Genomic DNA, 19,030 nt, shown 5'->3' on the forward strand with positions numbered 1-19,030 from the left:
AAGGTTCTGTAAAAATTTCGTCTATCTATAGAGGTATTACGCATAATAGAAAAAACGTATTTTCCCAAAGTCAGCATAATTACTGATTTTTAGGTACAGGGGGCTATGACTAGACTAAACATTAAGCAGGTTCCGACAACCTCTACCACAAGCCGGAAACTGGCTTCTATTTGGCAGCTACCACCGACGTGGTTGCGGTTTCTAATAGTTGCCCTCTTGGTACTAGGAGTATTTTTTAGGTTTGTGAATCTTGACCGAAAGATTTACTGGGTAGATGAGACTTATAGCTCCTTACGGATCGCAGGCTACCTAGAGTCAGAATTGGTACACGAAGTTTCTTCTAATTCACCCCTTGGTATCAAAAATTTACAAAAATATCAGGGTATTGTTCCTGAAAAAGGCTTAGCGGATACAGTTAGAACTTTAGCTGTAGAAACTCCAGAGCATCCACCACTCTATTACGTGTTTGCGAGATTTTGGATGCAGTTGTTTGGCAATTCAATAGCAGCAGCCAGAAGTTCAGCTGCAATAATCAGCTTCTTGGCATTGCCTTGTATGTACTGGTTATGCATGGAATTATTTGAATTGTCTTTTTCTGTTGCCGAGATATCAACTGCTCGCGTTCCCGTCGCTGCTTCTGTTGGTGGCAGAGGAAGTCGGAGCATTCCCGAATCTTTTTCTGGTGGTGGGGTAAAAACTTCCCGCATTCCCGAATCTTTTTCTGACGGTGGGGTAAAAACTTCCAGGGTTCCCGGTTCTTTAGTGGGATGGCTAGCCGTAGCATTAATGGCTGTCTCACCCTTTCACTTACTCTACGCGCAGGAATTTCGAGAGTATAGTACGTTAGCTTTGATGACGTTGTTATCAAGCGCGTGCTTGCTACGAGCCATGAGGAAAAGCACGCTAATTAGTTGGAGTATTTATGCAGCAACCATAGCGCTGGGACTATATTCCTATCCTTATGTAGGATTTGTTGCTATTGGTCATGGCATATATGTAGTAGCAAGCGAACGCTTCCGCTGGAGTAAGGCGGTGAAGAATTATTTGCTTGCTTCTATTGCAGCGATTGTTGCTTTTTCGCCTTGGATTATTGTTACTCTTAGTAACTTGGCTCAACTTGATACGTCAATCGGCTGGCAAACACGCTCGCGAGAGCCGTTGATGCTTTTGGTTAGAAAGTGGGTTGTCAATCTGAGCCGTGTTTTTGTTGATTTTGGCATGACTGAAGAAGCGCCAAAAATCCAGCTAATAGCGCTTGTGCCCTTGATTTTACTCAGCTTAGTTTTGGTAGGGTATTCAATTTACTTTCTCTGTCGTCACGCCCCAAAAAAAGTTTGGTTGTTTGTTGTGATATTGATAGGGGTGACAGCTCTAGCTCTCATCCTGCCAGATGTGATTAAGGGTGGGAGGCGGTCGATTTTCGGTCGGTATATGACAGCATCTTATTTAGGTGTTCAGATAGCTGTTGCATATCTAATTGCTGCTCAACTTGCTTCTACATCTGTTAAAGTTGTGCGTCAGAAGATGTGGCAGGTTGCAGCGATCGCCATCTTCTCTGTGGGAGTTCTCTCCTGTAGCGTGAGTTCTCAGGCAGATGTTTGGTGGACTAAGTACACCAGCCCACAAAATTTCCAATTAGCTAAGACAATTAATGAGTCTCCTCGCCCACTTTTAATCAGCGCTACCAAGCCAAATTACTCCAATTTTACGATTGTAGGTAATTTAATTTCCCTTAGCTATCTGCTCGACCCCAAAGTGCAGCTTCAGGTGGTAGTTGAACCAAATATACCTAAGATTCCTGATGGTTTCAGCGATGTGTTTTTACTCCTGCCTACTAAGGAGTGGCGCTCTGAAGTTGAGAAACAATACAATGCTCAGGCAAAGCTTATTTACAGCGACAAAATGAATGCTTGGCTCTGGAAATTAGAAAAACAGTGAGGAAGTAGAGCCGCGTAAAAATCTCACATCATCTTAGTTTTTTCGGGGGATAACCCCCAACATCCCCCTCATTAAAACCCGTTTTCTCAAAGAAAACGGGTTTTTCCATAGCTGCGTATGGTTTTTTATGGCTGGTAAGGCTAGACGGAGATACGGCGCAATACCAACTAATTCGCTATCTGCTTAACGATTACTGCTTAATTTATGTCCTGCTTTCCAGGCGGCGACCTGTAAATCAACCAGGCATCACCAGTGCCATTGTGCTGTTATTATGTCGAATACGGGCTTTCCTGGTAGACAGCAGACGAGGAAATGAAAAGCGAATTGACTTCTAGGTGGACGCTACCACCAAGTTGGTGGCGATTTTTAATTGTTATCTTGTTGGTAGCTGGAGTGTTTTTTCGCTTCGTCAACCTTGGCGACAAAGTTTACTGGCACGATGAGACTCTTACCTCATTGACGATTTCTGGCTATAGATGGACAGAAATGATCGAGCAAGTTTTTGATGGTAGCGAAATTGGCATTGAAGATTTGCAGAAGTTTCAGCGCACAAATCCAGAGAAAGGGTTAATCGATACAGTTAGTTCTTTAGCAGTAGACTTTCCGGAACATCCGCCGCTATATTATGCGATCGCTCACTTATGGAATTCTTTTTTTGGTAATTCCCCCGCCGTAACTAGAAGTCTATCCGCCTTCTTTAGTTTATTTGCTTTCCCCTCCATCTATTGGCTTTGTTTAGAATTATTTGAATCCTCACTTGTAGGGTGGATAGCCATTGCAATCTTAGCCGTCTCGCCATTTCATATGCTATACGCCCAAGAAGCGCGGGAATATAGCTTGTGGACAGTTACTATCTTGCTAATGAGCGCCGCCTTACTGCGATCGCTCCGAGTAAAAACTAAAAGCAGTTGGGTAATTTATGCGGCAACTGTAACGCTTGGACTCTATACTTATCCCTTCTCTGCTTTAGTTGTAATTGGACATGGCATCTATGTATTAATAAGTGAAAGTTTCCGCATTACTAAAACATTAATTGCCTTCGCGATCGCCGCTATTGCTGGATTTCTTGTTTTTGCACCTTGGATAATAGTTATTCTTACCAACCCAGGTTCGCTTCCCGCCTCATCCTGGACATCTCAAAAAATGGCTATTATTTCTTTAATTCAAATATGGATTGGTAATTTAAGTAGGATATTTTTCGATTTAAATTTAGATTCAAAATCTCAATTAATATACACCGTAGCTCCTACTTTACTGGTATTAATCTTAATAGGCTATTCCCTTTATTTTTTATGCCGTACAACCAGCAAAAACATTTGGCTATTTGTTTTAACCTTAATTGTATTTAATGCTTTATCTCTAATACTGCCAGATTTAATTTTGGGAGGACGGCGTTCCAGCGTCAGCCGCTATATGCTCCCTAGTTACTTAGGCATTCAGCTAGCAGTTGCTTATCTTATAAACGCCAAGACTAGCGTATTAAGTTTCTCCCGGAGGATGTGGCAAATAATAGTATTAGTAATAATCTCCAGTGGCTTTATATCGTGTGCGGTAAGTTCTCAAGCAGAGACTTGGTGGAATAAGAAAAATAGCCATAACAATCCCCAAACAGCCCGCATTATTAACGCCGCGACTCGTCCGCTTTTAGTCAGCAGCAATTATAACCTTAACCCCGGTGAGTTGCTGTCTCTCAGCTATTTGCTAGATCCCAAAGTGAGGCTATTATTGGTGCTTGACCCAAATATCCCCAAGCTCCCCGATGGGTTTAGCGACGTGTTTGTTTTTAATCCTTCCAAAAAGCTGCGTTATACCCTTGTTGGAGATAAAAAACAAAAATTAGAGCAAGTTTATCCCGCCCAAGCTCGGCTGTGGAGAATTAAAATATAAACTTCGATAAATAGGTAATGGTTAATGGGAAAAACTCACCAATACCCACCAATTACCAATTACCAATTACCAATTACCAAATTAAGGATTTTGTGGCTGAGAAAGATAAACGCAATAGGTTCAGGTCTTTGCAGGTGTTGGGGATAATTTGGCTGTTGGGGGCGGTATGCGATCGCATTTGGTTTGCCCTCGACCATACCATGCCAGCCTGGGATCAAGCCGAGTACCTAACTGGCTCGTTAAACTACTGGCAAGCGCTACAAAATCCTCAGTGGTTATCGGGGGAGTGGTGGACGAATTTTTGGATGCTCTCGTCCAAAATACCCCCCTTAACCTACATTGCAACAACTCCTTTCCTGAACCTCTTTGGCACGGGGCCAGACCAAGCCACACTCGTTTACCTTTTATTCAGTGCCATTCTACTGGGTTCCGTATACGGCTTGGGCGCTAAGCTGTTTTCCCCCCCAGTAGGTTTGTGGGCGGCTGGAATGTGCGTGCTGTTTCCAGGCCTTTATCGGGTTCGCCTGGATTTTCTCCTCGACTATCCCCTCACAGCTGTTGTCACCCTGAGTTTCCTATGTCTCACAGTTTTAAAGGAACAACGAAGAAGTAAAAACGAAAAATCTCTTTTGCATGCAGCCTTTTGCCTTTTGCCTTCTTTGGCGTTTGGCCTTTCTTTGGGACTGGCTCTAATGACCAAACAGACAGCGCTGTTCTTCCTGTTGATACCAGTCGTGTGGGTGGGAGTGGGAGCAATTCGCCGACGAGATTGGGGGCGGTTAGCCCAATTGGTCGGGGCGTTGTTGCTTTCGGTTGCTGTCTTTGGCTGGTGGTATCGCACCAATTGGCTATTGATTCTGACATCAGGAAAGCGGGCAACGGTGGATTCTGCTCTGGCAGAAGGAGATCCAGCCCTCAACACGCTAGCAGCGTGGACTTACTACTGGAAAATCCTGCCGAGTTTAATTTCTTGGCCTTTGTTGCTAGTGCCGATTGTGGGATTGCTTATCTATTGGGGACAAAGAAGAAATTTTAGATTTTCGATTTTCGATTTTAGATTGAAAACTAGCGATCGCCAACCAAAAGCAGTTGAATCTGACGAGTCAGTTGATAATCCAAAATCTGCAATCCAAAATCCAAAATTGGGTTGGTTGGCAGTGTTTTTGGTGGGGGCTTATTTGCTCTCTTCAGTCAACATCAACAAGGATGCACGCTATGTGTTGCCTTACTTGCCAGTGCTATCGGTGTTTTTAGCTTATGGCATAACGCGCTGGCCTGGTGTTTTAGGAAAACGAATCCGGTGGGGTACTGTTGGTTTGGCGACATTGCTGATGTTCCTAAATCTGTATCCATTGGGTGGTAATTGGCTGACGCAATCCCTCAGCCCAAATGCCCAGCACTCAGCCTACTTGGGAAATATATGGCCTCACAAGCAGGTAATTGACGAAATTATTAAAACTGAACCATTATTGCGCTCAAACTTGGGGGTATTACCCTCAACAGGGGCTGTTAATCAGCATAATTTTAACTACTACGGAGCCTTAGAAAACTTTCAGGTCTACGGGCGTCAGGTGGGAGTCCGGCGCAAGCAAGTGGAACAAGATGCACGCAGCCTCTCTTGGTTTCTCACCAAAACTGGCGATCAGGGGTCAGTTCCTCAAGAAGCTCAAGCGAATATTGTCAAAATTATCGAACAAGGCCCGGATTTCGCTCTGCACAAGTCATGGAGTTTGCCCGATGGCAGTAATCTAAACCTGTACCATCGCCGCATACCACCAGTCCAGGTGCAGCCTGTTGAAGAACCTCTAACTGCGGTCAGGCTTGTGGAGGTGACAGTTCCGGAACAATCGCCGCCAGGAGCGCCCGTTCCTGTTACATACAAGTGGTCTGGCCCTTGGGAACAGCTACAATCTGGCATAGTGCTGCTGACTTGGCGACTCAATTTAGCATTAGAGAAGAAGAGCGAAAATCCAGCAGCGACGTTGATTAACGAGGAGCCTAATAATCCACAATCGACGAGATGGTTGCACGATCGCGGCATTGGAATGGGAAATTTGCACGCCATAAAACAGGGGAAAGCGGGAAATATCTTTCAAGTGACGGAACGGCTAGCGATGTTACCCCCAGCTGATATTGCTTCTGGGACTTACACTCTGGAAGCGACTTATCTAAATCGGGAAACGGGCGAGAGTTACTCTATTCCGGTTCCGCCAGTAGCGCTGAAGATCGACCCAGCGGCGAGTATACAGCCTGCGCCTGAGTTGGATTTGGTGACTCAGCTACGGACAATGGCCGCTGATTTACCCAAGGGGCCAGATGGACTTACACCAGTGTTCGATCGGGTCGGGCGAATTAACCAGTATGACCCGATTCAGGATTATTTGAAGCAAGGCGAGCAAGCTTTAGAATATCGGCTGCGGCTGGAACCGCAAAACCGTGAGTGGGCTTATAATGTGGCGCTGTCAAAGGTGTTGCAACGACAAGTGAAAGGAGCGATCGCTGCTCTAGAACGAGTTACCCAACTCGACTCGAAAAACCCTTACGCCTACGCCTATTTAGCATTTGTCCATCTATACGATTGGAACCCCCGCGCTGCTGAAGCTGCACTCAAACCAGCTTTAGCAATGAGCAAAAACCAACCATACATTGAAGCACTCGATGGTGCTGCTGGTCTGATGCAGGGGAATTTGTTTAAAGCATGGGCTGCTTATCAGAAAATAAAAGACAAAATAAAGTAGGCAAAAGCTTTTTTTAAGGGAGATATCGCATCAGCATAGACTCTAGTTGGGCGATGCCAACTGGCTTGCTGAGATAATCATCTGCGCCAGCTGCCAAACAGCGATCGCGATCGCCCTCCATTGCCATAGCCGTCACCATCACGACGGGCACATTTTTTGTCTCCGGCTCTTGTCGCAACTGCAAGAGCAAATCGAAACCAGTCACCCCCTTTGGTAACTGTACGTCAAGCAAAATCAGATCGGGCCTAAAACTCCGCACCCGCATCAAAAAATCAATACCATCTGTCAAAACCTCCACATTGTAGCCAGCCAGTTGGAGATAATCCTGCAACAGCATGGCACTGCGGGGGTCGTCTTCCACAACCAAAATACGTCCCGCGATCGCACAAGAAACTACCGCCGAGTCACCCTGCCGCATTATCTCGCGGGCTTCCTCCCCGCATGCATCTTCTTCTGACGCAGGCATATAAAGAGTAAATTCGCTGCCCTCGCCAATTATCGACTCAACCGTGACCTCGCCTCCGTGCAGTCGAGCCAATCGCCGCGTCAGAGCCAAACCCAAACCAGTACCCGAAAACTGTTTGTTCAAGCCACTATCTAACTGGCGAAACGGCTCAAACAATAACGGCAGCTTTTCAGGCTCGATGCCAATACCCGTATCTATAACTCGAAATGCGATCGCCCGCAGCCCCAACCAATCCATCGCATCTCGCTTCTCTACAATCAAAGAAACCTTCCCCGCTGGCGTGAACTTAATCGCATTAGACAGCAAATTCAATAACATCTGCCTCATGCGGCGTTCGTCAGCCAAACAAAACATCGCCCCAGGCTCGATCTCCAGACTTAGTTCCAAACCCCGCACCCACGCCTGATCGCGCACTATCGCCAGCGCGTATTCGCACAAATCCGACACCAAAACAGGCGCGGGGCTGAGTTGCTCCTTCCCAGCCTCAATTTTAGACAGATCCAAAATATCGTTAATCAGCGACAGCAAATGCTCCCCGCTGCTATTAATGCAAGATACATACTCCTGTTGCTTTAAATTAAGCGAACCAAACAGACCCTCCCCCAGCACGTGAGATAAACCCAAAATCGCATTTAGTGGCGTCCTCAGTTCGTGGCTCATCGTCGCCAAAAACTCGCTTTTCGCCCGACTCCCCGCCTCAGCCGCCTCCTTAGCCGCACGCAACTCCGCCTCCCTCTCGATGCGCTTGGTAATATCGTTTACAACGGCTAGCACCAACGCCCTCCCGCCCAGTTCAATAGCCGTTAACGTCACCTCAGCCGGGAATTGCCCGCCCTCTAGCTTGCAGTGCAGCCAATCAAAACGACTGCTACCCATCTTTAGCGCTGTCCTAATATGAGCCGACGCCAAGGCAAACGAGTCCTCACCGTTCGGCTGAGTTGGTGGCGAAAATTCAGCCGGGTGTTTGCCGCAAAACTCATCCAAGGCCGTGCAGCCAAATGTACGCAGAGTCGCACTGTTGCAATCGATAAATCCCTTTTCATCGAGCAAGATCACCGACGCGCTAGTTGATTCGTAAAGCGTCCGAAATTTTGTCTCCGATTCCCGCAACGCTTGCTCTGCTTGGGAGCGATCGATTGCCTGCGCCAGTACGTTGGCGATCGCTTGCAAAAAATTAATATCGTCATCCCCAAACTTGCGCTTGCTTTTCGTGTGGACGCTCAAAATGCCGAATGGTTTGTTAATCCCCGCGACGATCGCGCTCATCCCGCTGACAATCCCCCGCTCCAGCAGCACAGACGAAGCTTTAAACCGCGTTTCTGCACCCAGGTCTTCCACGATCGTCGGCTCGCCAGTCCTTAAAGTATACGAGGCGTGCGAATCATTGCTGGCATTTAATATGACCTTTCCCACCATTTCTTCGGGCCAGCCCGCACCAGATCTCAGACGTAAACCCTGCGTATCGGGTAAAAATTCTAAGATTTTGCAATACTCTACTTCAAGCGTCTTCGCAACTAGAGTTACCGCCTCCGAGAGCAAAGCCGAAAAGTCAGAAGAAGCCAGGGCGCGTTGCCCTAAATAAGCGATCGCTGCTTGCTGACGCGCCCTCGCTGCTAATTCCATCTCTGCTTCTTTTGCTGCCGTAATATCCCGCGTCGTATTCACCGCCAGCAAAACTTCCCCAGCTTCATCCTTTATCGCCCCGCCGCTAATACTCACCCACTTCCCTTCCCCAGGTTTACCGCCCCCCACCATCAATTCACAATCGGTAAATACCTGCCCTTGCAGCGTCTGCCTAATCGCAGGGATAAAGCTAATAATTGGCAATTGACCGTTGCTTAATGAGCTATCGAGCGATTCGCAACCGCAACCCTCTTGCCTCCCTCTTTTCCCAGCTCCCCATGCCCCCTTTCCCTTTTTCATCCTTTCAAACGCCGGGTTAGTCAGCAGCGTCCCACCATCGGGCTTAGTAACGCAAATCCCCTCTTGAATAGAATTAAGAATTGCCTCCAGCAGCGCCTTCTCAGTTGCTAGTTGCTGCGTGCGTTCCTGCACCAAAATTTCTAACTGTTCGTAGCTACGGGCATTGTACAAAGCTAAAGCAGTTTGTTGTGCCAACTGTTGCAGCAGACAAATTTCCCACTCCTCAAATGCATACCGGGGCTGAAGATAACCAACAACCAAATTGCCGTAATATTGCTTTCGCACAAAGATCGGGGCGAGTAAAATAGCCGCTGGTCTAGCGTCCGCAGGAACTTCCCGGAAACCAGGGGCGCAAAGCAAAGGCGCAGTATCGGTAATCGCTATTGGTTGGTGGTGCGCGATCGCCCGCCGTACTGGTTCCCATCGCTCCATCACCAAGGTCTTACCCTGCCACTTCCTTCCATCTAACCCCCCCCGATCTTGCTGCCCCGGCCAATATTCTGCTTCTATATAAATCTGGTTCGATTCCGGCAAGTCGCGGACTACCATGCACACATCGCAGCCCATAGGGCTGGCAGTTTGCCTCACAATCTCATCGAGGACTCGTTGGGGGTCGAGATTGGAATTGAGGGCGTTAGTGATGCGGTTAACCAGAGCTTCCCTTTCTGCCTGTTGCTGTAAGGCTTGCTGCGCTGCGTGCAACCTCCTCTGCATCCGGTGACGCTCGATCGCATATTGAATAGAACGCACTAGCAAGTCTGGATCGGCATTACCTTTAACGAGGTAGTCTTGGGCGCCTGCTTGCACTGAAGCAATGGCGATCTCTTCATCGATGAGACCGCTCATCACCACAATCGGCACGTCTGGCGCCGCATTCCCGATTCTTTTCACCGTCTCTAACCCGTTTCCGTCGGGCAAGGATAGATCCAACAATATTGCTGAATAAGGTTGCAGTGCTAAGCACTCAATTGCTTCTGCTAGCCGAGTTACGTGGAGTAGCTGAATCGGCGGCTCGTACCCTTTCCGCAGCATTTCCTGCACCAGACGGGCATCGCCTGGGTTGTCCTCCACTAACATTATCTTGATGGTTTCTGGAGGCATAGTTCAAGCCAAAGTGGCGGTTAACATTATCTATGCGGGCGTTTTGCTTACTGCCCTGAAATTAAATCTAAATCGTTTACTTTCGCCAAACTTGGTGTTTCGAGCCAGAATCTCCAGGGTCGTTTTGATAAAGCTCAACAACAGATCCCGAGCGACTGGCGCGATTAATGTGCAAGACGGCATGTAGATTCTAGCTATTATAAATAGCCTGACTGGTCTGTGGATGTTGCCATAATTACCACAGGGCTTTGTTTGAGATGATTTTTGTTCGTAATTCCGCAGGCTCATCTCACTTGTGAACATTTACAATTAATCACCCTCACTCCACCGCGAACGGGGGGAAGTAAGCTGTCACACCTTTAATTTACCTGTTGTGGTAAAAGGCGAGAGAATTTGTTGCTTTTCCCACAATATATGAAGGCAGGCAATTTCAATGCTCATTAGCTTACACTTCTCGGTCTGTGTAAGCAGATTGGGCTTGATGTTTTTACCTTCATTGAGATGCTCTCCATTTCTTCGAGCGCCTCACATCCAATAGCTTAGACTTGCTTGGCGTCTTACTGCGGTAATGCTAAAGCTTCTTTACTATCGTCAGCTACATTTGGCTTACTTAGGCTTTGACCCATTTAGGAAATTTTCTGCGAGTCAGCCGTATATCCCCTAGATTACCTTCTATTAACACAATCTAGGCCATGCTCTTGCTAATATTCAGAGTTATGAATTATTAAATAAATATTCAGATTTGAGGTTTGGGAATTTTATATCTTTACCCTACAGTTGATTTAACTATTTAATACTTTATTTCCTTACTAATCAGAATATTGGCTGTAGCAGAAGCTAGAACTCACCTTCTTCTGTGTGTCTAGAATATTGTATCGAACTTGTAACTATTGTCGTTAAAACTACCGATGCATGACTTAAATACAGATATCCTAGTGTTTATCGCTACTGTAAACACCAGAAGCACCTTTACTAGATTTTTATAGGATCGGCAAGGGTGAAACTACTCTACTTTTACGCGATAGCTCTTAGTGCATTTAACTGCTAGAGCGCCTACCAGGACATGATCCCCAGGATAGATGGTCGTATCGAATCGACACAGCTACTATCTAAATAATCAGAGCAATTGCAGCAGCCAAGGCTCTTTTCTTTTTGTATATAAGCGCCCAACCAAAATATGCGAACCGCTCGAATTTCACCGCTGTGGGAACGAGTGCCCCCCAGATCGTATGGTGGCAGCCAACTGACGACAGGCCGCCTGACAAAACAAGTATTGCGCCCGCTCCCCAAGATATACAGCTTGTGTTTATGGGGGTTGCTAAAAAAACGCACGGCTAATAAGCGGGTTATTTCAAGACTAGGCCAAAGCTGCGATCGCTCTATTTTATTGGCGGACATTCTTTAGGTGATTATCCTCACATATCGAATCAAAAAAAAATTGTAAAATTTCTTTGTTCAATCGCTACATTCCCGATCCCAGACTAGCTTTTTAAAATTACTTGTTTGCCCTCTGGAGCTTAAAAATCATGAACTTGAATACCTGTCCTTGTTGCGGTGGTTTGTTATTACGCCATGCTCGCCAGCGGGGTATTTATTGGTTTTGCACCTCCTGTCGCCAGGAAATGATGCCTCTGGTGGGTGAGAAGAAGCCTGTTTGCAATACATTGAAGGTGCGATCGCTCGCCACTACTGCGGCGAAGCCATAGGATAAATTTGTTTGTTCCTCATTGCTCGCGAGCGATTACGGAGTTATAAGTTATAAATTCATAACTCATAACTCATAACTCTCCCGCCCCCGCCAGCCCCCATTGCCCTGATACAATCAGCTTGGAAATAGTTAGTGGCAGTGGATAATGCTCGCAGCTGTACTTTACGGACAAGAAGATCTGCGCCTCGAACAAGTAGCCGATCCGACGCCTGATGCTGGTGAAGTCGTGATTCAAGTGGCGGCGGCGACTACCTGCGGCACAGATTTGAAGGTCTGGCGTCGCGGGGGTCATGCAAAAATGCTGCGTCCTCCTACCCTGTTCGGTCACGAAGCTGCTGGGCGCATTGTAGCGATGGGCGCAGGTGTCCAAGGTTGGCAGATAGGCGATCGCGTAGTAGCTAATAACTCTGCACCTTGCATGAGTTGCTTTTTTTGTCAACGCCGAGAATATTCTCTTTGCCCCAACTTGACTTGGAATAACGGCACTTTTGCCAGTTATCTAAAAATTCCAGCACCGATTGTCCAGCACAATTTGTTGCCCATTCCAGGGGAATTGCCCGACGATCTAGCCTCGATGACTGAACCTTTAGCTTGCGTGCTGCATGGCACTGCGCGTTCTAATGTCCAGCCTGGGGATAAAGTGGCAGTCTTGGGCGATGGTGCGATTGGCCTGATGTTCGTCGCGGCTCTAACTCACCAGTTAGATGCTGAAGTAGTATTATTTGGAGGCAACGACCAGCGTCTGGAAATTGGGCAAAAGCTGGGGGCGTCTCAGACATTCAATTACCATCAGACACCAGATATACCAGCAACAGTGAAAGAACTGACAGACGGGCTGGGTGCAGATGTAGTAATTGAAGCGACCGGAGTACCAGAAGTTTGGGAAAGCGCGATCGCGATCGCGCGTCCTGGTGCCACAGTTAACTTATTTGGCGGTTGTCCCCGCGATACTTCTATCACCGTCAATACAGAACAGTTGCACTACAGCGAACTAACCCTTAAAGGTGTTTTTCACAACACACCAGCCTACGTGCGAGATGCCCTATCGCTGATTGCCAGCCGATCCATACCATTTGAATTACTCATCAGCGATCGCCGACCTCTCAAGGATTTAGAGCAAGTCTTCTGCGATATGAAGAATCGTAAGGCGATTAAGGTAGCAATCGACCCCAGTATGGCATCTTAAGAATAGATGGAAGACAAATTCTGCATCATCAGGGCGTCGTGCATCGCGTCCATTTATAAATTTTTGTGGTGACGAATTTGGCTCTTAGGAGGAGTTATGGGTATATTCAGACGGCGGTCATTCTTGTCACAAAAAGAGCAAACAGCAAAGAGCAAAATTAAATACTTATTTCTTTTGCCGTTTAACTTCTTACTTTTTACTTCTTCAGCCAACGCCTTACCTGGTCAAAGTACAGACGAAGTTGTTGCGTGGATCAACGCCAACCCCACCCTTAGACCTGGGATTGGCGATGGGTTGCAGGTGCGTAAGAACGATACAGCGCGGGTGCGGTTTAACTTTGACGCTACCATCCTTCCTCCCGGCCAACTTACTCTTCCCAGAGATAACAACACTATTCGCACAGAAACCTTTTCGTTCTTTGACACGATTAATGGCGTTACACCAGGGCGTCTCAAAGAAGCGCTGAGGATAATCTATGGGCTGGATATTTATCAAGATTACGATCGCGCAAAACTTGTATATGTCTACCCCAGCCCACAAACAATAGATCTAGCTAGGCGGGAGAATAGGATTCTGTTGGAGGCGCAACAAGGAGAACTGCGCTTAGGAGATAGATACGCTTACTGGATGGAAGTTACCCAAGCACAGAAAGGCAAGGCATTCAACGGTCAAATGACGATTTTTCTTAGAGAAGACTTGGACAAGCTGGAGACTCAGTTGCGCGGGCGCTGAAAAATTATGAATTTTAAGAGCTAAGTTTCATAATTCATAATTGCCAAACCCCAGCAAAAATACTCTTAACCGCTGTGGTAATTCGTTTTAAGTCTTCATCCAGCAGGGGTGGCCAGTTCACCCCAGACTGGCGTCCGGCTTCAAAGCGCTGTCGGCTCTCATAAGACAATTGATACAGCGCATAAATTAATTCTCGGTCAAGATTCGCTGCACCTTGCAAATTCTCAAACATTATTTTAAGTGCCAGCAAAATATTAGTTACCTGACCGGGAATCGGTGCTTTTCCCATTTTCAGCCGCACCAGCAAAGCATCAAAATTTTGCTCTGAAGCCATGCCTTGAGTAATTAGAAAGCTACGAGCAGTTTTGTAATCCATTCTAAGTTTAAATATGTTGACGGAGGCGGAATTCATCGAATTTCACAACCTGCGATTCCGGTTCCCGCGTGTCGAAGCGATAGCTGCTCACCGTACCAGCGCCAGTGTCTAAGATGCTAAAGACAGTAATATCATTACTGGCAACATAGGGCAAAGGCTGGCCATCTTCACCCACGAGGGGAGCGATCGCAGGTACTATAGGCTCCAGTCCATTGGGGTTGCCAGTTACAGCATAATCTGATCCAAAGTTTGATGGGAGCGATCGCTTCTTATCACCAATAAAAGCACCGTAAGAGTTACCTACATTTGAAGTTTCCAAAAAGTGCATCCCTTTCTGACTAATAAAGCGATTCCACAAGTGCGAATGTCCGTAGAATACAAGCTGCACGCCTGCTGTCTCTAACAACGGCACGACATCGCGAATTATATAATCTGCCTGTTTAGGGTACTCGTATCGCACAGCTTTTATGCTCCCATCTGCATTATTTTCGCGTACCTGAAGCGGGTCGGTGTAGGCAGGAACTATATTCTCCCCCAGAGAATGCGGCGGGTGATGAAACATTACAATCTTGTACTTCGACTCCTTAAAATCCTGGCTGTTAAGTTCTTCCTCCAGCCATTTATATTGAGTGCTACCCTTGGCAATTGGTTCAAAAATGTGTTGTCCGTATCCCCAGTTAATTGGGTCGTTCAAGTCTTGCTCTCGTTCGGAAAACTTTCCCTTAGTTTTTGGATCGATTCCCCAAGGACGCCACACATTCGTAATGTAGAGTACTACCAAGCGCACGTCTCCAAAAGTTACGGCGTAGTATTTTTTACCGCCTTCGTTGCTCTGGGGTAAACTGAAAATCTCTTCATAAGTATCGGTGTTAAAGGAATTGTCTTTCACCGAAGTTTTGGTAGATTTTAATTCCTGGGCATCCAAGCGGGGGAAAGCATCGCTGAACTGGTCATCCAGACTGCTGTCCATTGAGAAGCGACCCATTACTTCATGGTTGCCAATTGTGGCGAACATGGGGGCGTGTTGGAGGAATTCGCCGCCTTTATAAATTGTCCCCACACCGTTCTTTTCAAGTTCAAATTTTGCCCGACCTTGGAGAGCAGGAAATAATGCGCCGCCTCTGTTATCATCAAACCACTCTGAAGCGCGGTCGGGAACGTTTACCATATCGCCAGCAAACAAGACTGCATCGACTTGCCCAACACTCTCCGCTGCTTTTTGCAGATTAGCAGATGTCATGGGCTTGAGCTGATGGTCGGAGGTGAGTAGTATTTGAATTGGCGTCCCCGGTGCAGGTGTGGGCGCAAGAGTAAACTGCTTACTATTAATAGTTTTGCCATCTTCCCGGACGCTACTCACGCGATAAGGTACGCGGGTGTTTGGGGTTAATCCCGTGACGGTGGCTTGGTGACGCCAGATGTCGCGCATTGTAGTTTGCTTGTAAACTTGAGCGTCAGCGGTTTGTTTGCCTACTCTAGATTTTTGGTCTTCCCTTGTGCGGCTGAGTTTTGTCGTCGTGGCGATCGCGCTTTGCTGTAAATTTTCACCATAGGCAACTGTATGGCGCGAACCTGCAAACTCGGTAAACCACACAACTTGCACCAGGTTGCTTGCCGGAAATTGTAAAAATGGATCTGTTAGTAACTCGCCCGCTGATTTCATAGATGGCAGCGCAGTTAATGGCACAGTAATTAGAGTAAGGGATACAAGAACTATTAATACAGCCCTTAGCAGTTTAGATCTTTGCTGTATTTTATTCATGGGGTATATCGTGGTTGGAAATTTAAATTTCTAGCAAGATGCCCAAGATATGCAGAAATATGCAAAATTTTAAATAAAAAATTTGCCTTCAGTTTTGAAGCTTTATCGGCTCAATCTCTGAAGGCATTACCCTATAGGGGTTTTATATTTAATTTGTACCGATCGGAGCGGCGGGATTCGAACCCACGACCCCTACTACCCCAAAGTAGTGCGCTACCAAGCTGCGCTACGCCCCGTAATTTCATCGGCATAGACAAATATAACACGCTATTAAAGTTTTGAGTGAAAAGAAACCAAGTTTGTTGTTAGTTTTGAGTTTTTAGCTGAATTTGAGTGGAGGCTAAGTATACTGGAGGGGGCGACATAAAACTAGAGAAGTGTATGCATAAGCGTTCCCCGTTTGATACAACCCAGATTATGTACCGAGCTGAGGAGCTGGTTAGTGCTGCCTCCAATCGCTATCGGATTACGGTTCAAGTGGCGAATCGTGCAAAGCGTCGTCGCTATGAAGAGTTTGATACTGAGATGGACCCGATGATGAAACCAGTACTCCGGGCGATTACTGAGATGTCAGATGAGCTGACACAACCGGAAATTATTGGTGATTAGAGGAAGGTTTCGTGCGTGGCGAGGAGTTTGAGGAGCGATCGCTTGGCATTCAAAAACCTAAATGCAATAAAAACTGGCAGGGTTCAAAGACGAATCCTGCGTTTTGCTTTTGCCGCCCTGATTGGTGTCTGCCTGGTTCTTGCAGGTGTGGGCATTAAACACTCAGGCGGCTTTTTTTGGGCAAGCTACGATATAGCCGTTGCCCAGCGCTTTAGTCCGTCAGATGTGGCAAAGCAAGTCTATCAACGCCTACCGGATTTCCCCCAAGAAAACCAATACGTTAGTAAGGAAACGGGCAAGGTGGCGACTGATAACACTCTGGCGAATCGCTTGATCCGCTATCACATATATGTGAAAAATCGTCCCCCTATATATCGGCTGGATTGGAAAATGACTCTAGCTGATTATCTCGGTGCTAACGAGTACCTGCGAGAAGCAGTGTATCCGGGTTACGATACTTTGCAGAAAAATCCGATGGAGGGTGACAGGACAGCGATTAATCGCTTGAATCGCTCTCAGCGCGAAGCTTTGATTAATGTTCTCGTTACCACTTTTGATCCCAAATACAACGAAAGAGCAACACCTACCCCTGTGGCGTCACCTAAGCCACCTACAAACTCCAGGCAAAGAGCCACCCCAACGCGACCAAAGCCGGGAGATGCTCAGTTACTAAAGCCTTAGAAGCGGTAATTGGTAATTAGTAATTGGAGGTAATTTTAATCAAAAATCCAAAATCCAAAATCCAAAATCCTGATGGAGCGTGTTGTTAAGAGTGGAGAGGGTTGGCGTATCGGCTGGAACCCCAACTCCGATGAATTTAAAGGTTTGGTGGCTGGAGAAAATTGGGCTATTGAACTTACTGAGCCGGAGTTGAATGACTTTTGCCGATTGTTGGGGCAACTGGCTGAGACTATGAGCCAGATGACCGCCGAGTTAATGGATGAAGAGAAAATTGCCTGTGAAGCCGAGAGCGATCGCCTGTGGATGGAAGTAGAAGGCTATCCCCACGCTTACAACATTCACTTTATCCTGAACGCAGGACGTCGCGCCGAAGGCACTTGGCCTGCGGCAGCTGTTCCTGGTCTAGTTCAAGCAGTTCAGACGTTAATGGTGTTTTGAAGGCTAAAAACTTATTTTTAATCTTCTTTGGGGCCGAACACCATTTGTAGAAGCATTGTTTCTCCACCTTGACAGTGATATCTGTCCGCCCAAGCGCGGATTACTTCGTCGAGTTCTTCCATAGCTCGATCGATGCGATCTGAGGGAATATCCAGTTCTTCCAAGATCCGCATTACTTTGGGCTGGCGTTCTGCCCAATCTCTCATAAATCGGAAGTAACGCGCCGTATCCTCAATCATGATGTAGGTGCGTTCTTCGTCATCTGCGGGTGAGTAGAAAGGCCGAGTTAAGGCGTAGAAGGGCAAACCCCAAGGGGAATCAATTCGCGTTACTGTCCCAGAATAGATTAAGCGCCGCTTGATGTGTTCGGCCATTGCTTCGCTTAGCTCAAGATGCCTACTTTCTGGTAAATCTACTTGCGATCGCTTGTGCAGAAATTCGATTAATTCTAGGAACTGAAATGAGTTGATCAGTTGAGCATCTGGCAGGTTATCGGGCAGTTTTTGCTCAATGTACCGCTTTTCCTCAGCCGTTAGACTCGTACTAGAAATGCGCGATCGCCCTGGTTGCCAGGGATATTGTTCCAGCCAAACATAGGGAAACTCAATCAGATAGCGTGGCTCTTGAGAGCCTAGCATCTTCAGGAGCTTGCCTTTGGTTAAGGCTTCCTTGACTTCTTCAACAATGACCTTCACCCGCTTTGGTTCTATGTGGTGCAGGTGTCCGGTCATGCGGATATTTTGTCCCTGCTCTAGATAGGTCATGTATATCGCACATTTTGCAGCTGTGGCAGCCGCATCCAGAAAGGCTCCATGTCGGTGCCCGCTGGTTCTCATGGCACTAAAAGCGAGATATAGCATGATCTGATCCATAGCGCTGGGGCTAAGGCTTTTGATCAGATCGATATCGTTAATCATATTAGGGGCGGTCACATTGCAAGGGTACAACAGTTTCGCTTATTGGTGAAAATATCACCATTTACTACCTAAGCGGATTGAGTTCAACTCGCTGGTTAAACACCCTGAACTCAATGCACCCCAATATTTAAACGGAAAATTCTCTCTAAATTATATAAAAGAAATGCACCCTTAAGCATGCATTCGCTGCGCGATCGCTATATAACTTATCAACTGCGCTCCTGACGCTACTGCCAGACGGGGCGCTCTCTCGGTTAGCTCTGGTGCTTACAGGTGAAACCTGATGATGCTTTCTGAACTTGTTGCTATTGTTAACACAAATAATATGGTTTGTCAATAACAGCAGTCTGAGATAGAAGAAAGCAATGCGGGCGATCGCCTCCTACTCATCTAGACGGACGGGATCTGCGAATTAACTTACCTCTCAGAGTTTCTTCAGCGGAAATACCCTCATTAATGCATGTAGGCCACCACACGCCTGTGCGGTTTGAATACAAATTTTATTTTTAATCCGCCCTTCACTTCGTTAAAGGGTAAACTCTAGCAGACGCGAGGTTGTGTAGTTGCC

General features: G+C 46.8%; 14 protein-coding genes and 1 tRNA gene. 9 read left to right on the top strand and 6 right to left on the bottom strand.

All coding sequences use genetic code 11. The annotated features are described in order from the left end of the window. Window positions 1-105: 105 nt before the first annotated feature. The 3 genes from H6F77_RS24725 (at window position 106) to H6F77_RS24735 (ending at window position 6,563) form a co-directional block, all read left to right on the top strand. Entirely contained in the window at window positions 106-1,938 is a 1,833-nt protein-coding gene (locus tag H6F77_RS24725) for a glycosyltransferase family 39 protein (RefSeq protein ID WP_190491580.1), read from the top strand. Window positions 1,939-2,250: 312 nt separating this feature from the next. Then, window positions 2,251-3,825, top strand: a complete 1,575-nt coding sequence (locus tag H6F77_RS24730) for a glycosyltransferase family 39 protein (protein WP_190491581.1) — start codon at window positions 2,251-2,253, stop codon at window positions 3,823-3,825. 17 nt (window positions 3,826-3,842) lie between these two features. Beyond that, entirely contained in the window at window positions 3,843-6,563 is a 2,721-nt protein-coding gene (locus H6F77_RS24735) for a phospholipid carrier-dependent glycosyltransferase (protein WP_190491582.1), read from the top strand. Window positions 6,564-6,576: 13 nt separating this feature from the next. On the opposite strand, the gene H6F77_RS24740 is transcribed toward H6F77_RS24735, so the two are convergent. Both H6F77_RS24740 and H6F77_RS24745 read right to left on the bottom strand, forming a co-directional pair. After that, on the bottom strand, window positions 6,577-10,053 hold the full coding sequence (locus tag H6F77_RS24740; RefSeq protein ID WP_190491583.1) for a response regulator: 3,477 nt from the start codon (window positions 10,051-10,053) through the stop codon (window positions 6,577-6,579). Window positions 10,054-11,106: 1,053 nt separating this feature from the next. Next, a complete protein-coding gene (locus H6F77_RS24745; protein ID WP_190491584.1) occupies window positions 11,107-11,451 on the bottom strand; it encodes a hypothetical protein in 345 nt (114 codons plus the stop codon). 128 nt (window positions 11,452-11,579) lie between these two features. Between H6F77_RS24745 and H6F77_RS24750 the strand changes: the two genes are divergently transcribed. The 3 genes from H6F77_RS24750 (at window position 11,580) to H6F77_RS24760 (ending at window position 13,679) form a co-directional block, all read left to right on the top strand. Further along, on the top strand, window positions 11,580-11,759 hold the full coding sequence (locus H6F77_RS24750; protein ID WP_190491585.1) for a hypothetical protein: 180 nt from the start codon (window positions 11,580-11,582) through the stop codon (window positions 11,757-11,759). A gap of 147 nt (window positions 11,760-11,906) precedes the next feature. Further along, window positions 11,907-12,947 (top strand): zinc-dependent alcohol dehydrogenase, encoded by a 1,041-nt coding sequence (locus H6F77_RS24755; protein ID WP_190491586.1) that lies wholly within the window; start codon window positions 11,907-11,909, stop codon window positions 12,945-12,947. Window positions 12,948-13,043: 96 nt separating this feature from the next. Then, the gene (locus H6F77_RS24760) at window positions 13,044-13,679 is read left to right on the top strand and encodes a hypothetical protein (RefSeq protein ID WP_190491587.1); all 636 of its coding nucleotides are present in this window, start codon (window positions 13,044-13,046) and stop codon (window positions 13,677-13,679) included. Window positions 13,680-13,713: 34 nt separating this feature from the next. Here H6F77_RS24760 and H6F77_RS24765 read toward each other — a convergent pair whose 3' ends face one another. The 3 genes from H6F77_RS24765 to H6F77_RS24775 all read right to left on the bottom strand — a co-directional run bounded on the left by H6F77_RS24765 (window position 13,714) and on the right by H6F77_RS24775 (window position 16,053). Further along, complete coding sequence (locus tag H6F77_RS24765; RefSeq protein WP_190491588.1) at window positions 13,714-14,055, bottom strand: Dethiobiotin synthetase; 342 nt, start codon at window positions 14,053-14,055, stop codon at window positions 13,714-13,716. 7 nt (window positions 14,056-14,062) lie between these two features. After that, window positions 14,063-15,718, bottom strand: a complete 1,656-nt coding sequence (locus H6F77_RS24770; RefSeq protein ID WP_242022593.1) for a purple acid phosphatase family protein — start codon at window positions 15,716-15,718, stop codon at window positions 14,063-14,065. A 261-nt stretch (window positions 15,719-15,979) separates the two neighbouring features. Continuing rightward, window positions 15,980-16,053 (bottom strand) — tRNA-Pro (locus tag H6F77_RS24775). 145 nt (window positions 16,054-16,198) lie between these two features. On the opposite strand from H6F77_RS24775, the gene H6F77_RS24780 reads away from it, so the two are divergent. The 3 genes from H6F77_RS24780 (at window position 16,199) to H6F77_RS24790 (ending at window position 17,545) form a co-directional block, all read left to right on the top strand. After that, the gene (locus H6F77_RS24780; RefSeq protein ID WP_190491590.1) at window positions 16,199-16,426 is read left to right on the top strand and encodes a DNA-directed RNA polymerase subunit omega; all 228 of its coding nucleotides are present in this window, start codon (window positions 16,199-16,201) and stop codon (window positions 16,424-16,426) included. A gap of 15 nt (window positions 16,427-16,441) precedes the next feature. Beyond that, a complete protein-coding gene (locus H6F77_RS24785; RefSeq protein ID WP_199321543.1) occupies window positions 16,442-17,107 on the top strand; it encodes a hypothetical protein in 666 nt (221 codons plus the stop codon). A 72-nt stretch (window positions 17,108-17,179) separates the two neighbouring features. Further along, complete coding sequence (locus H6F77_RS24790) at window positions 17,180-17,545, top strand: DUF1818 family protein (protein ID WP_190491591.1); 366 nt, start codon at window positions 17,180-17,182, stop codon at window positions 17,543-17,545. Window positions 17,546-17,562: 17 nt separating this feature from the next. On the opposite strand, the gene hetR is transcribed toward H6F77_RS24790, so the two are convergent. Further along, on the bottom strand, window positions 17,563-18,462 hold the full coding sequence (gene hetR, locus H6F77_RS24795; protein WP_190491592.1) for a heterocyst differentiation master regulator HetR: 900 nt from the start codon (window positions 18,460-18,462) through the stop codon (window positions 17,563-17,565). Window positions 18,463-19,030 lie beyond the last annotated feature (568 nt).

This window comes from Microcoleus sp. FACHB-831, from assembly GCF_014695585.1.
GTDB lineage: Bacteria > Cyanobacteriota > Cyanobacteriia > Cyanobacteriales > FACHB-T130 > FACHB-831.